The organism is Desulfosporosinus sp. FKA (assembly GCF_002196785.1).
Lineage (GTDB): Bacteria > Bacillota > Desulfitobacteriia > Desulfitobacteriales > Desulfitobacteriaceae > Desulfosporosinus > Desulfosporosinus acididurans.
On the sequence record NZ_NAHZ01000031.1, the window covers coordinates 377742 to 392909 of the forward strand.

A 15168-nucleotide genomic window follows, 5' to 3' on the forward strand; every position below is an offset into this window, starting at 1 on the left:
TGTTCCTAAACCTCCTTAATTTCTAATGAATTGGAAGCAATATCCGTTGCGCTTGCTTTATACAGTTCATCGAGGAACTGTATCTGAAAACTTCCGGGACCGTCTACCTTATTTTCAGCGCGGCTTCCAGCCAAATTATAAACCGCAGCGGCAGTAAGTGCCGCAATAAACGGCGAGGCGACTGTTGCATAAATCGCAACGACTCCACCCAGGGAACAGCCTGCCCCGGTGATTTTCTCCATAAAGTGTGATCCTCCATAAGAGAAGGCGATGACGGAACCGTCTGTTATTAAATCTGTTTTACCCGATACAGCAACAGCCCCGCCTGTCCACTTGGCCAGGGCAATAGCAGCAGTTTTGGCGTCGCTGACCGAATCCGTCGAATCAACACCGCGGGCATTGGATACATCCGTTCCGCCGTCTAATTCCCACAAGCCAGCCAAGGCAATAATTTCCGATGCATTACCTCTGATCACAGAGGGTTTGTACTGTTTAAACTCCCGCAGCAGCTGATTTCTAAGGGAACCAATACCGATTGCGACAGGATCCAGGACCCAGGGTTTCCCCGTATCATGCGAAACCTTTGCTATTTGAGGTAAAGTCTCTTCATAAATCGGCAGAAGCGTACCCATGTTTATATAAGTGGCTCCGCCGACGTTTGCCAAAAATTCACCCTCATCAGGCAGATAAACCATCGCTGCAGATCCCCCGACGGCAAGCTGGGCATTAGCCACAAAATTGATCGTTACAGTGTTGGTGACCGATCCTGCCATCGGATTTGTCTGCCTTACAGTTTCAACTGCCTGAATGATTTGGCTTTTAATGTCCTTTTGATTGATCATATTATAGTCTTCCTTTCTTAGAGGCAGGTTCATGACTCTTCCTCTTTAATGATTTGGTGAATAGATACTTGTGCCCAATAAACAAAAAACCGCCCATTAGGAAAATGAGCGGATTAATTACCGATAAAATAGATCACTTCCCTCCGCTGGCATTACCCAGATCAGGTTCAAAGGTCGGCAGTGGTACCAACTGCCCTCTCAGCTTACTTCCTTAAGCTCCCTCTATGAAATTGTAGGCTTTTTCTACGAAGAGCATATCACTTTTTCTGATGACGTTCAAGAATTTGTTACCTATTGGGCCTCCAATCGGGGAATTCTAATCACCGTTGAATAAGTTCAGGCCATCAATCCGGTGCATGGAGCCGATTAGGAAGTCAAACTCTTTATTTTGCAAGTAATCATTGATTTGTTGTCAAAATTTAATCCGTTAATTTTACAATTTGGAGACAACTTAAAGATATTTTTTATATATTTGTGGTTTAAACTAAATTTGTAGTAAAGGTTTGTGCACAAACGAAAAAGTATTTGGAGGTTATTATGAATAAGAAAGGTATCTTGGTTTTTGCCCTGGCAATAACAATGGTGGGCAGCAGCACAGCAGCTGTTTATGCTAGTCAAAGCTCTGTCAACGCTACGAAAAACAAAGTTGTAAAAAAGATTAGAAAAGCTTGCTTTTAAGCTCATGGATTTAATCGTTCTTCGAAAAAAAGACTTTAAAATGAAAGAAGAAGACCTCCGAGAGCTCTTTCTAGAGGTGAAGGACACTTTAGCGCCTAAATTGGCGGCTAAAGGTATTACTTTGGAAATATCCTCGGAAGTCCTAAAAATGAAAATGGATTGTGATTTGATAAAGGTTTTATTGACCAACCTTGTTGATAATGCGCTTAAGGCTTCAAAGAGCGGCGACAAAATATCAGTCAGGGCATTCAAAAATGATGAAGCGAAGATAATACTTGAAGTTAAGGATATGGGAATCGGTATTCCTAAAATGGAGATACCAAAAGTGCTTGAGCCATTCTTTATGGTTGATAAGTCCAGATCAAGAGCTAACAACGGGGTAGGACTTGGCCTTTCTCTTTGTGCAGAAATAGCTGAGATTCATGATGCTAAAATAGAAATAGAAAGTGACCTTGGAAAGGGTGCAATTATAAAAGTAATATTTGATCAGGGGTTCAACTAATTGACTCAGAACCTATGCGTGCTAGGGGTAATGAAAGTGTTTCATAATGAAAGAAAGAGATAGGCCCTTTTTAAATTGCAGCTGCTCAGGCGGCTGTTAGCAACAAGGACTAATCGACGAGCTGCAGATTCCTATTTAAATGTAATCGAAGTTTCTAAAATCATATATGCCTAGAAGATTTAGATGAAAAATAGTGGGGTATTGTTTTTATTAAGTGGACACTACCCCTGTTTTTATTTATCACAGCTATGCTGTGTTACAACTTGGAAACAACCTAGCGAAAGGATGAAATAATCTTGTGCTATACTAAACGGATAGACAAAGAAAAAATCTGGAGGAATCTGCTTGGAGAAGAAGACGATACTCATCATCGAAGATGAAGAAAATATATCTGACATTCTTTCTCATTATCTGGAGAATGAAGGCTTTAGGACGATTGTTGCCAACTGCGGACAGCAGGGATTGGAATCTGTTAGGGAATATGAGCCGGACCTTGTTTTGCTAGACATTATGCTCCCCGATTTAAGCGGTTTTGAAGTTTGTAAACGGATTGCGGCTGCTTCTATTATCCCGGTAATAATAATCACTGCCAGATCTGATGATGTGGACAAAATACTGGGTATGGAGCTTGGGGCAGATGATTATATCACCAAGCCATTCAATATGAGGGAAGTTGTTGTGAGGATTAAAACTATCTTCCGTCGGATTGATCTGATTGCCGAGGCAGCAGTGGATCATAACGAGAAAGTGATAAAACTCAAGCGGGAGATAGAAATTTTTAAGGACAGGCATGAAATCCATCACCATGGTCAAAAGATTGAATTTACGAATAAGGAATATGATCTTTTAGTATATCTGGCTGAACGCCCGGGAAAGGCTATTACCCGAGAGGAACTTTTGGATAAGGTCTGGGGATATGAGTTTACCGGTGATTGTCGGACAGTAGATATCCATGTGCGCCGGGTTAGAAAAAAACTGGATGAAAACAAGAATTCATCCATTATTGAAACAGTTTTTGGCGTTGGCTATAAACTAGTTTAAGCGGGTACTTAGCATGAAATATTCTATCCAGTTAAAAATTCTCCTTTACTTGTCAATTATTCTCTTGATCGGCTTTTCTTTACTTACTTTTGCCGTTTATAATACCACCTGGCAAAATTCGCAGCGGATTATCAAGGGCGATATGATTGCGGCCAAAAAAAATCTCGATCTATATTTGAGCCAATATCGGTTAGTCTCTAATATGGACTTAAGCGCTGCTACCCTTCCTTCTGAGGCAGAGAATATTTCCAGGCAGTTAAGTACTCAAATCGGGAGCAATGTAGATATTTACAGCCTGCAGGGAGAAAAGCTTTCTTATGGTTCTGCTCCGGCAGATGACCTGGATAAAACTGAGGATTTAGCCAAAGCGATGAAGGGGGAAATAGCCTATACCACTAACTTTCGAGCTAATCAGGTGATGGTTAGCCTCTCTTATCCTATTGGTCGGCCCGCTGTCGGTATTCTGCGTTACTTTAAAGACTACACTCAACTGTACGGCGATAATCAAAAATTCATGGATATGATTTGTCTTTTCGCAGCAATAATCTTTTTTGTTATCTTTATTGCCTCCTACATATTCTCCACACAAATCACCAAACCCATAAAAAAACTGGCCAAAGCTGCCGAAGAAGTTTCTCAAGGAAATTATGACTTGAAATTAAATATTCATTTGAATGATGAAATCGGCTATTTAGCCTCTAGGTTTCAACTTATGATGGCTAAAATCAGGGAGCAGATTGAAATCATTCAGCAGGACCGGGATGTACTGGAACAAGTCCAGAAAGAAAATAAAAAATTCTTTGACAATGTGACTCATGAACTCAAGACACCGATCACCACCATTGCCGGCTATGCGCAGGCAATTGAGGATTTAGGAATCAAAGAGGATGAATTCACCCGCAAAGGTCTGCAAAGTATTATTAACGAGAGCAGCCGCTTAAATCATATGGTGATAGAATTAATCGAGCTTTCCAAGGCGTCTTCCAATAAGTTCAGCTATGAGTTTACTGATCTAAATTTGAGCGAGTTAATTGAAGAAACCAGCGATGAGATGATGATAAAAGCTAAAAAGTACAATATTGTCCTTAACTGTTCAATAGAACAAGATCTCCGGCTCAAAGGAGATCGGGACAGATTAAAAGAAGTTCTGATTAACCTTATCGATAATGCGATTAAATATGGTAATGTCAATTCTGTCATTCAAATCAATGCCTGTCGTGAGAAAAATGTTGTTTGGGTCGGAATTAAGGATCAAGGGCCCGGAATTCCGGAGGAACTGAGGCAAAAGGTGTTTGATCCTTTTTTCCGAGTTTCGGAAAAAACCTCACGAGAATTAGGCAGCACCGGTCTAGGGCTGACAATTGTCAAAGAAATCATGGAAAAGCACAAGGGCTGTATTGATATCAAGAGCATACCCGGAGAAGGGACAGAGGTCATTCTGCGGTTTGAAAGCGGGGTTTTATGAAAGGAACGTTTCATTTTGAAGTCAATAGAAATTTAATTATCCCTATAATAATCATGGCCTCAGGTATTTTTGCGCTGCTGACTATAACCAATCTGTATTCCTTCAGAGCCAAAGATTGCTCTGCGATCGTCTTGGATAAAGCGCTTTTTCAAGATAAAACGTCTAATACGGAGTCAGGCTCCTTCAGTGTCGATAAAATCGTTAGGTTTACAATTCCCTATTCTGTCAAAGCGTATGATCTTTTGGATTTGAACACCGCTGCCTTGATGTTCAGGCAGACGCAAGATGATTCGTCCTCTCTCCTGCAAACGGGGATTTATGATTTGGCCAAGGGATCTTTCAAGGATAGATTACTGCAAGAAGAGAGATCCTTTGAAGGTACAATTCAAGTATCTCCTGATGGAAAAACGATGTTGACTTCGTTTTATGGAACGGGGAAAGAATTTGGCAAGCTATACGTTGGTGACATTGTCCACAAAAAGAATCTTGATAGTCTAGACAATGTGCTTATCAGTAAATGGCTCCCGGATGGCCAAAAGTTTGTGGGGGTTGATGATTATTTATTTATTTATGATATTGCGACGGGTCAAAGAGAAAATCTTTACAAAATTTCGGACTATAATCTAAACCCAAACAAATACTCCCTCAATTTAAATATCTTAAACAGCGGAGATACTATATGTCTTACAGGAAATATGAGTCAGGGGAATTCTAAGGTTATTCTCTTTAATCTTAAAACTAAACGTCAAAAGACGTATCGAGTTCAAGGAATTTTAAGTTTTTATGATTCTTTCCCTATAGGAGATAATTCTATTGCCTATATCGGAATTGAAAAGGGTGAATATGGATTATTCACCTATGATTTTTCAAGTAATAAGCTGTCCCAACTAATTAATGTCCCAAATGATCAGCAAAAGTTTACGGAATTTTGTCTATCCCCGGACAACAGGAAAATTGCCTATAGTGTCATAGGAATGAATGGTGTCAATCAAATCCATGTTGCCTCACTAAACAATAAACAGGTTACCGATGATGAAATTGTTTATCAGGATTCTAAGGTTATCCAAAATATGATGTGGACAAAAGACAGCAGGGTGCTGTATTACCTTCAAAACAGCGCGGACAGTGCAATTTTGGGCAGGATATTATTCAAAAACTTATAAGATTAACAGATAGGCAAATTAAAATTTACAATTTGGCAACAAGTGCTCTAAGGTAAGAAAAATCTCCAATCTATAATTAAAGCATGAAGTACATCAAGCAATGTACCTCATTAAATTAAGCAAATGGATATTAAAAAGGAGAGATTCTTACCATGAAGAAAACATCAATGACAACTGTTCTCGCTGCAACCGCTATTGTCGCTACCTTGGCTGTTACCTCAACATCAGTTTTGGCTGCGACGGCTAAGACCGGTAATATTCAACCGACAGGACACATTGTGGCTTCGGCAACCACAAGTAATCAACAGGAAGGCAACATCGAATATGCAAAAAAAACACTTTACAATCCTGATGGCAGCATTGCTGCCATTGACGAAACTTGGGCCAATCCTGCCAACCATAATGAAAAAGTAAGTTATCACGACCTTGCCAAAAAAATTGTTGCCGGAGCTTATGTTTTGGAGAACGGGAATGATTATATTAAATTCTCAGAGGATGCTCAGGGGAAGCTGACAGGTTATGAAATGAAATCTCAAAATCATAATTTAACCAACAGTTTAACCGCAACGAAGCAAGATTATATTAATGAATATCAACAAGGGACAAGAAGAGCGGGTTGGAAGGATGAGGGCCTTGTCCAAACTGCGGCTGGAAAATCACTGCATAAGTTGGCCAGGGAGGATAAATCGACGATGCCGGGTGAAGAGGGCACTGTCTATTCAGAAAATGTCTACCTTGATCCCAGCAGCGGTCTTCCAGTCAAAGGGGACATTTCGATCACGAAGAATGGTACAACTAAGCTCTTGTATAATTATGGTTATCAATTCAAAAATGTCAGTGACAACGGGACCATCTTTAATACTCAAGGAATAACGATAAAGAAAATGTAGAGGCAGCTTACAGTGTTCCCTAATAATAAAAATTAAGATTGGTCCTTTATGATAGCTGCAGCTCAGGCGGCTGTTAGCAATTAGGACTAATCAAGGTAAGGCACAAATAGTGTTTGAAGTTTAAAAGCCTTATATATCAAGGGGTTATGAGATTAGTTTACACTCTTTCTATAGGTTTATCCCAGTTCATGTTAATTCATCCTAAGGAGGGCTCGTATTGTTTAACGATTTTATTAAGCACTATAACATGATAAGGTCAATCTTAGAGATGTCTTCCTTTATGGATGCTTTTCAAGGGATACATACCTGCCCCAATGAACAAAGGAACGGATAGAAAATCTGATTTAGACTATTGACTCTTTGAACTAATATTGGTAGCATGATTAGCAAAGAAATTTATGTGAATTCTAACTCGATCTCTTTTGATCTATCTTAAGGGATAAGAGGTTCACTTTGTAACGGATACATTTTACTTTGTTTACAGAGGGAAGTGTTTTTGTTAGATATTTTATACTAACAAAAACACTTTCTTTTATTTACACATTTTTATAGGCCAATGAAGAACATGAAGAACTAAAAAGTGTTGATAGACGACAAATTCGACTGATTTCATCTTACTTCGACAACGAGGCTATGAGATAATTAGCCACATTTAAGAGAAAGGATTTATCTAAAAAATGAAGGCTAAAAGTATTTATTTACTGCTTATACCAGGACTTATTGTGGTTGTGTTTTTTCTATTTCTACCCATTCTAATGATCATCGTTCCTACATTAAAGGGTGATCAAGGAATAACGTTAAGCAGATATATTGTTTTTTTTAAAGATGCCTATTATATGAGTATACTCATGCGGACGGTGCGAATTGGTATTATAACGACTGTAATTTGTATCCTTCTTGGGGTACCCGTTTCCTATTATGTCGCTAAAAGCAGTCCTAAGATTAAAGGGTTATTACTTGCTGCTGCAATATTCCCACAATTAACAGATTCAGTTGTACGTTCTTTTGCATGGATGACGATATTGGGCAGGAATGGTATTATCAATTCGTTGCTTGTTTCTGCTCATCTGTTTACTGAACCTCGTATGTTTCTATATACAGAATCAGCGATCATTGTAGGTTCTGTATATCTTTTTTTACCCTTAATGATCATCTCTATGGTAGGGGTTATGGACAGTATTGAGGATGACTTGGTTGAAGCGGCAGAAAGCTTGGGCGCAAACAAGGTTGTTGCTTTCTTTAAGATAATTTTCCCTCTAAGTGTGCCTGGAATGATTGTTGGAAGCGTTTTGGTATTTACAGGTACTTTTACGGCATATACAACCCCCCAACTTTTGGGAGGTAATAAAAATACGGTCCTTGCAACGCTTTTGTACCAGAAAGCCATGACGTTGAGTGATTGGACACAGGCATCTGTTCTTTCAATGGTGATGATACTGATCACACTTGTAGTGATGTTTAGTATTAACAAATTAGCCTCAAGATTCTATGTGAGAGGTGTATAGTTTGAAAAATAATAAAGTTTTAGTCTTGTTTGTCATCTTAGTTTATGTGTTTTTGTGTGCGCCCTTGCTAATAATTGGCGCCACAGCCTTTGACTCGGGTAATATTATGTCTTTTCCGCCAAAAGGTTTCAGCTTTAGATGGTTTGCTATGGTATTTCAGTCGGAAACCTTTATGACAACACTGGGTATTAGTTTCCAGGTAGCAGTTCTCGCTACACTTATTGCTCTTATTATAGGTATACCTGCCGCTTATGCACTTAGCAGGAAGAATTATCGCGGAAAGAATATTGTGCAAAATATTTTTATCTCACCAATTATTGTACCAGGAGTGGTACTTGGCTTTGCTTTTTTTCGTTTTCTAATCATTAAATTGCAGTTTGGGGTTTTTTTAAGCTTGCTAATTGGTCATGTGATTATTGTCATTCCATATATTATTCGCGTGATAGGATCAAGTCTGGATAATCTTGATTTTTCCATAGAAGAGGCGGCCGTGAGCTTAGGTGCTACGAAGGTGCGAGCTTTTTTCTTAATTGTTCTTCCCAATATAACTTCAGGTGTAATAGCGGCATTCATGTTGGCTTTCATTAACTCTTTTAATAATGTACCTGTATCGTTATTTTTAACAGGACCAGGGGTGAGTACATTGCCTATTAGTATGATGAGCTATGTGGAATACAACTACGATCCGGCAATTTCTGCACTGTCGGTGATCCTTATGGCTATTACAGTATTAATTATGTTTGTTATAGAAAAAACGTTAGGTCTTAATCATTTCACAGAATGAGCGGGGGAAAAAGTATGGCATTAATCCATTTGAAAGATATCTGTGTTTCCTATGATGGGAAAACAGATATCTTAAAAAAGTTAAATCTGAATATAGAAAGAGGTCAGTTTGTTTCACTGCTTGGTCCCAGCGGATGTGGGAAAACCACAACTCTCAGGGTTATCGCTGGTTTCATAGATACGCGGGCAGGAGAGTTTATATTTGATGGTAGTGATTATACAAGGTTAGCTGTTTATAAACGAAATTTTGGCTTGGTATTTCAAAGTTACGCATTATTTCCACATTTGACGGTGTTTGATAATGTAGCTTTTGGGCTGAAAATGCGTAAAACGGGTAAGAAAGAAATTAAGGAATCCGTTGAAGGAATATTAGAGGCAGTGGATTTATCAGCCTATAGTAAAAGATATCCGAAGGAGCTGTCAGGAGGACAAAGACAAAGAGTGGCACTGGCAAGGGCTTTGGTCATTCAACCGGATTTACTGCTCTTAGACGAACCGCTTAGTAATCTTGATGCAAAGCTTCGTCTAAAAATGAGGGTGGAAATCAAAAAAATTCAACAAAAGATGGGTATAACAACGTTATTCGTAACTCATGACCAGGAGGAATGTTTTTCTGTTTCGGATATGGTGGCAGTGATGAATAAAGGTGTTGTTGAGCAGTATGATTCGCCGGAAAAGATATATTCCCGTCCTAAGACAGAGTTTGTTGCCAGATTTATTGGTTTTGAAAATTTCTTTTCTCTTAAAAAACAAGAAAATGGCATATTTCTAACGGATAGTGGTATTTCAATACATATTGATGAGGAAGAAACGTATTCAGACCGAGAAGAAGTGTTTACTGGAACCATAAGACCCGAGAATATTGAACTGCTGCCAAGTGACAGCAATCAGACGGATAATGTGATTCAAGGAAGTATTGAAGTAAGAACCTTTGTTGGCAAAGATTATCAATATAGTGTGGACACGGAAGTGGGGGCAATGATCGTTAACAGCAGTAAGGAACGCATGTATCATCAAGGGGATAAGGTAAAGTTGCATTTGCCATCTAATAAAGTACTTATCCTAAAATCAAAGGAGGATTAATTTAATGAAAAAAATAGCCTTAGTTTTGGCAGCTCTTATGGTAACGACTTTGTTTACTGGCTGCGGTACTCAAACAAGCTCGTCCAATAACACGTCCAGTAATGCAGGAACTCCAACACAGTTAGTCGTATCAACCTGGGGATTAAATCAGGACCAGTACATGAAATATGTTGTTGAACCTTTTGAAAAAGCCAATAACGTAAAGATCGTTGTTGAAACTGGAAATAATGACGAAAGGCTGGCAAAGCTAAAAAATAATCCAAATAGTACGGTAGATGTAATGTATTTAGCAGAAGCTTACTCGCAACAGGCCATTGATGATGGGTTGTTTGCAAAAATAGACTATAGTAAAGTACCTAATGCTAAAAAGATTTTGCCTGTAGCACAAAAGTTTGTTGATGCGGGTTATGGTCCTGCTTATACTCTCAATCGGGCAGCGATTGTTTATAATCCTAAAGCGGTGAGTGGGAAAATTACTTCCTGGAAAGATTTGTGGAGAGCAGACTTAAAGGGAAAAATCGCAATTCCTGATATCACGACAACCTTTGGGCCTTCCATGATCTTCGCAGCTGGATTAGATGCGGGTTCGGATGTAAAGAGTGACAATGGTGCTGCAGCTTTTAAAGCATTAGAGGCTCTCAAGCCAAATGTGGTAAAAACCTACACCAAATCATCTGATTTGGTCAATATGTTCTCAAATGGTGAAATTACAGCAGCAGTTGCTGCAGATTACGTGGTAGGTTCCCTTAAAAAAGCAATGCCAGATGCCGTCTATGTTGATCCGCAAGAGGGAGCGTTCCTCAATTTTAACACCATTAACATTACTAAGAACTCTAAAAATAAAGAATTGGCAACTAAGTTTATCAATTATGTGTTAAGTGCAAAAGTCCAATCGAATACTGCTCCAAATGTCGGTGATTCACCGATCAACGTGGATGTTAAGTTATCTGAAAAGGATGCTGCAAACTTATCCTATGGCGAGTCTGTAAATAAGGCAAATGCCTTAGATTACAGCTTTGTAAACAAGCAGTTAAAGACATGGATTGATCAATGGAATAGATTGTTTAATAACTAAATTATTAAAGAGGGCCAGGCATGGATGCAGACTTGATTATTAAAAATGTGCACGTTTATAATGCATACTTTAAGAAATTTTTTTATCAGGACGTGGCTGTTTTCGAGGGAAGAGTTCTCCATATATCGGAGGCAGGCGGTATGCAGTTAAACGCAAAAAATGTAATTGACGGAAACGAAATGTATCTTATTCCAGGATTGATAGATATGCACATGCATATTGAAAGCTCCATGACGACGCCGATACAATTTGCCAAGGCAGTTATTACACATGGGGTAACAACTGTCTTGGCAGATCCGCACGAAATAGCAAATGTATTTGGACTAGAAGGAATAGAAGTTATGATGGATATGAACTATAACGAGCTGATCGATATATTTTATGGCATTCCCAGCTCTGTTCCTTCGACCTCTTTTGAAATGGAAACTTCAGGCGGAAACATCGGTGTACAAGAAGTGGAACAACTCCTTCAAAGAAAAGATGTGCTCTGTCTCGGAGAAGTCATGAATTTTAGGAATCTAGTGGAAAATCGGGATTCCGAAATTAACAAGATTATTTCGATAATCAAGGAGAAAAGGCCAGAACTTGTTATCGAAGGACATTGTCCCAAAATCTCTGGTTTGGAACTTTCAAAGTATATTTTTTGTGGTGTAGATGGGGATCATACTCAACAGACTGTTCAGTCCCTTGAGGAGAAGATACAAAAAGGTATGTTCGTGGAACTACAGGAAAAGTCTTTAACTCAGCCAATTATAGATTATGTTATAGAACATGATCTATATGATCATGTTGCGCTGGTAACAGATGATGTAATGGCGGATAAACTTGTAGAAGGACATTTAAACCTGTTAGTAAAAAAGTCAATTAAAATGGGTATGAGGCCGGAAATGGCCATATATATATCCACTTATACACCGGCAAGAAGACTAAAGTTAACTGATAGAGGAAGCATAGCACCGGGGAAAGTTGCTGATTTTATATTGCTCAGTGATCTGGATGAGTTCATTATCCATTCAGTTTTCAAGCGTGGAGTGAAGGTTGGAAATGAAACTTGTGAATTTGCAGAGCAAAAACGATGTTTCCCCGCTCATTTCTATAATAGTATAAAGCTTTCCAGGTTATCTTCATCCGATTTTAGAGTATATATATCCGATAATAGAACCAGAGCTTTATGCAGAATCATCAAAGTGCACAACGATAGCACGTTTACTGAGGAATGTTTTGATTGGTTTGAGGTTGATCGAAATCACTTACTGTGGCAGAATTCAAGTTATTGCCTCATTGCAGTTTTTGAAAGGTATGGAAAAAACAATCAAAGATCTTACGGTTTGGTTGGTGGAGATGTACTTAAGCGAGGTGCTGCAGCCAGTAGTTATTCCCACGATAGTCATAATCTAATGATCATGGGAAGAAATGAAGACGATATGGTATTAGCCGCGAATTGGGTTATTGATCATCAGGGCGGTATTTGTGTCGCAGATCAGGGCGAAATCATTGCAGCCTTGGAACTGCCGGTCGGTGGTATTTTATCTGAAGAATCACTAGAGATATTAGCCCAAACGTTAAAAGATGTTAGACAAGCTCTAAAGAAATTAGGTTATACGCATCATAATGAAATTATGTCGCTGAGCACGCTCACCCTTCCTGTCAGTCCAGCCTTAAAAATTAGCGACCAAGGCTTAATCAAAGTAAGCGAACAGAAATTTGTTGACTTACTTTTATAAAATTAAAGTAGTCAGAAGAAGGTATTTTCTTGGATAGGTTGATTATCAAAGATGTATCTATACTTACGATGAATTCGGAAAAAAAGATCATCGAAAATGGTGTTGTGGTTATTAAAGGTGACGTCATAGAGGCAGTAGGAGACAAAAGGCTGCATGAGAAATATAAAGCTGGCCGGGTCATCGATGGTAATAATGGCATCTTAATACCCGGTATGGTAAATACACATACTCATGCTGCAATGGTGGTTTTTAGAAGTCTGGGAGATGATCTTGCAGATAGACTGAAAAAGTATATCTTTCCACTAGAAAAAAAGTTGGTCGATAAGAACCTGGTGTCACTCGGTTCTAAATATGGTATTGCGGAAATGCTGTTATCCGGTGTGACAACATTTGCAGATATGTATTACTTTGAGGATGAAGTGGCAAAAGCGGCAAAGGAAATGGGAATTAGAGCAGTCCTTGGAGAAACTGTGGTTAATTTTCCATCTCCGGATTCTAGAGTACCATACGGTGGTTTAGACGTCGGTGAACAATTTATTGAAAAGTGGTTAGGGGATGACCTGATCACACCGGCTATTGCTCCTCATGCAACTTATACCAATGACAGTATTCATATTCAGAAGGCCTCCGCATTAGCTGAAAAATTCAATGTTCCAATGATGATGCATGTGGCGGAGATGGAAGCTGAAATAAAGAAATACCGAAACGAGTATAATATGACCCCAGTGCAATATCTTGAGAGCTTATCGGTGCTAAATGAACGGTTTATTGCAGCTCACTTAATCCATGTTTCGATGGATGATATGGATATTCTTGATAAGAGAAATATCGGTATCGCTCATAATATCGGTGCCAATGCTAAAGCGGGAAAAGGTGTTCCTCCTCTCAAGGAAATGGTGAATAGAAAGATGAGGGTAGGGCTTGGCAGTGACGGACCGATGAGCGGAAATACACTGGATATTATCAACCAAATGTCATTAGCAGCTAAAATACACAAGTTGTTTAATCATGACAGGACACTATTTCCTGCAAGGGACATCGTGGAAATGGCTACTTTAGGCGGTGCCAGAGCGTTAAAACTCGATAACTTAATAGGCTCTATAGAACCGGGTAAAAAAGCGGATTTGGTAATTCTTGAAACCGACTCAGTGAATATGCAACCCATCTACGATTATTACGCTACCCTTGTGTATGCTGCCAATGCCGGCAATGTCGATACGGTGATTGTTAATGGCAAGGTTTTGGTCAGGAACAAATGCTTTATTGAATACGAAATTGAAAAGATCCAACAGGAACTTAAGGCTCTAAATCTAAAAATTAAAATGGAATGCAATTACTCTGGAATGAATTGAGTTAATGCTCAACATACCGGATTTTCTGCTATCTTTTAGCGACGTCCCATTGAATTCGGGCTTAAAAATCGGTAAAATTCTGTTATGCCAGAATTATAACGATGACGAATGATAGCAGGTGGTAAAGTGTACTTGACTGATTCAACTGAGAATAGAAAAACGATTTGTCATATCTATAATGAAGTTTCTATAGAATTATTTGGTTATGGTACTGTCCTATTGAAGGCGAATATAAGAGAGGATGTCTTGACTATTCGTTCCAAGCATAGGCGGGCACAACGTTCAGAAGTGTTGGAGAGAGAGATCCCTTTGCTAAAGGAAGAAGTGGACTTTCATTTAAGTAAGTTATTTAAAAGTATGTTGAGACAAAAGCTGGAACAAGAAATGGGTCTTAATATTATAGCGGTGCTACGGGATTATGATTCTTCAACTCAATGGGCATTTACTAATATAATTCTAGCTCCATAGTTCTATAATAGCGAAAAATAGTGAATGGCCTATTTTGATTGCAGCGGCTCAGGCAGCCATTTAATCGAGAAGTAAGGCATAATAAAAATTAAAACAAGGGTACTGTCACTAATGATTTTAAGGGATGGTATCCTATTTGTGTTTATAAACAATAAATTACAACATAGAAAGATATTCTTTAATACAAAAGGACATCATAAGATTAAATTTAATCGATGAATTCTCCAGCTCAATATTAAGGATTTCTTTAATTTTTCGAAGACGGTAAACGATCGTATTTCGATGCGTGTGCAGCCGGGATGCCGTATCGAGCAGGCTGCAATCTGATAAGAGGTAAATATGAAGCGTGTGCATGTAATCTGAATCGTGGTCGCGATCGTATTCTTCCAATTTACCCAGATGCTGCAGAAAAAGTGTTTCCAGCAAACTCGGATCAGATACACCGAAAAATATCTGAAGCAGTCCAAGCTCATCAAAACGCACACACTGCCGTTTGTAGAATTCTGCAGCAGACAGAGAAAAACGAGCGCGTTTGTAGCTTAAACTAATTTGGGCAAGGGAATGTGCCGTATCACTGATACCCAGGATAATACTGTC

At 38.9% G+C, this 15168-nt stretch carries 15 protein-coding genes and 1 riboswitch; of the genes, 13 read left to right on the top strand and 2 right to left on the bottom strand.

The genetic code is table 11. The features are described 5' to 3' along the window. Positions 1-5 precede the first annotated feature (5 nt). Positions 6-875: a hydroxyethylthiazole kinase gene (thiM, locus tag B5771_RS16815; RefSeq protein ID WP_242966867.1), complete on the bottom strand. Its 870-nt coding sequence runs from the start codon at positions 873-875 to the stop codon at positions 6-8. 88 nt (positions 876-963) lie between these two features. Next, positions 964-1075, bottom strand: a riboswitch (TPP riboswitch). 304 nt (positions 1076-1379) lie between these two features. Between thiM and B5771_RS24365 the strand changes: the two genes are divergently transcribed. The 13 genes from B5771_RS24365 to B5771_RS16875 all read left to right on the top strand — a co-directional run bounded on the left by B5771_RS24365 (position 1380) and on the right by B5771_RS16875 (position 14571). Further along, positions 1380-1520, top strand: a complete 141-nt coding sequence (locus B5771_RS24365) for a hypothetical protein (protein ID WP_172408300.1) — start codon at positions 1380-1382, stop codon at positions 1518-1520. A gap of 40 nt (positions 1521-1560) precedes the next feature. Continuing rightward, positions 1561-2022 (top strand): ATP-binding protein, encoded by a 462-nt coding sequence (locus tag B5771_RS16820; RefSeq protein ID WP_242966868.1) that lies wholly within the window; start codon positions 1561-1563, stop codon positions 2020-2022. 345 nt (positions 2023-2367) lie between these two features. After that, on the top strand, positions 2368-3063 hold the full coding sequence (locus tag B5771_RS16825; RefSeq protein WP_088188567.1) for a response regulator transcription factor: 696 nt from the start codon (positions 2368-2370) through the stop codon (positions 3061-3063). Positions 3064-3076: 13 nt separating this feature from the next. Then, positions 3077-4528 (top strand): HAMP domain-containing sensor histidine kinase, encoded by a 1452-nt coding sequence (locus B5771_RS16830; protein ID WP_088188568.1) that lies wholly within the window; start codon positions 3077-3079, stop codon positions 4526-4528. Further along, a complete protein-coding gene (locus tag B5771_RS16835; RefSeq protein WP_088188569.1) occupies positions 4525-5691 on the top strand; it encodes a hypothetical protein in 1167 nt (388 codons plus the stop codon). Before B5771_RS16830 ends, B5771_RS16835 begins: the two co-directional genes overlap by 4 nt. Positions 5692-5843: 152 nt before the next feature. Further along, a complete protein-coding gene (locus B5771_RS16840) occupies positions 5844-6581 on the top strand; it encodes a hypothetical protein (protein ID WP_088188570.1) in 738 nt (245 codons plus the stop codon). A gap of 677 nt (positions 6582-7258) precedes the next feature. Further along, positions 7259-8086, top strand: coding sequence for an ABC transporter permease (locus B5771_RS16845; RefSeq protein WP_088188571.1), 828 nt, complete (start codon positions 7259-7261; stop codon positions 8084-8086). Further along, positions 8079-8870 carry an ABC transporter permease gene (locus B5771_RS16850; RefSeq protein ID WP_348982959.1) on the top strand — a complete coding sequence of 264 codons (792 nt, stop codon included), beginning with the start codon at positions 8079-8081 and terminating at the stop codon, positions 8868-8870. The genes B5771_RS16845 and B5771_RS16850 overlap by 8 nt, the downstream gene beginning before the upstream one ends. Positions 8871-8884: 14 nt before the next feature. Then, positions 8885-9952, top strand: a complete 1068-nt coding sequence (locus tag B5771_RS16855) for an ABC transporter ATP-binding protein (RefSeq protein WP_088188573.1) — start codon at positions 8885-8887, stop codon at positions 9950-9952. 4 nt (positions 9953-9956) lie between these two features. After that, a complete protein-coding gene (locus B5771_RS16860) occupies positions 9957-11027 on the top strand; it encodes an ABC transporter substrate-binding protein (protein WP_088188574.1) in 1071 nt (356 codons plus the stop codon). A 20-nt stretch (positions 11028-11047) separates the two neighbouring features. Beyond that, positions 11048-12751: an adenine deaminase C-terminal domain-containing protein gene (locus tag B5771_RS16865; RefSeq protein WP_088188575.1), complete on the top strand. Its 1704-nt coding sequence runs from the start codon at positions 11048-11050 to the stop codon at positions 12749-12751. Between the two features lie 29 nt (positions 12752-12780). Next, positions 12781-14103, top strand: coding sequence for an amidohydrolase (locus B5771_RS16870; protein WP_088188576.1), 1323 nt, complete (start codon positions 12781-12783; stop codon positions 14101-14103). Between the two features lie 132 nt (positions 14104-14235). After that, positions 14236-14571 (top strand): hypothetical protein, encoded by a 336-nt coding sequence (locus B5771_RS16875; RefSeq protein WP_207652711.1) that lies wholly within the window; start codon positions 14236-14238, stop codon positions 14569-14571. A 156-nt stretch (positions 14572-14727) separates the two neighbouring features. Here the strand turns inward: B5771_RS16875 and B5771_RS16880 are convergent. Beyond that, positions 14728-15168: helix-turn-helix domain-containing protein (locus tag B5771_RS16880; protein ID WP_172408301.1), on the bottom strand; the 441-nt coding region annotated here is incomplete at its 5' end.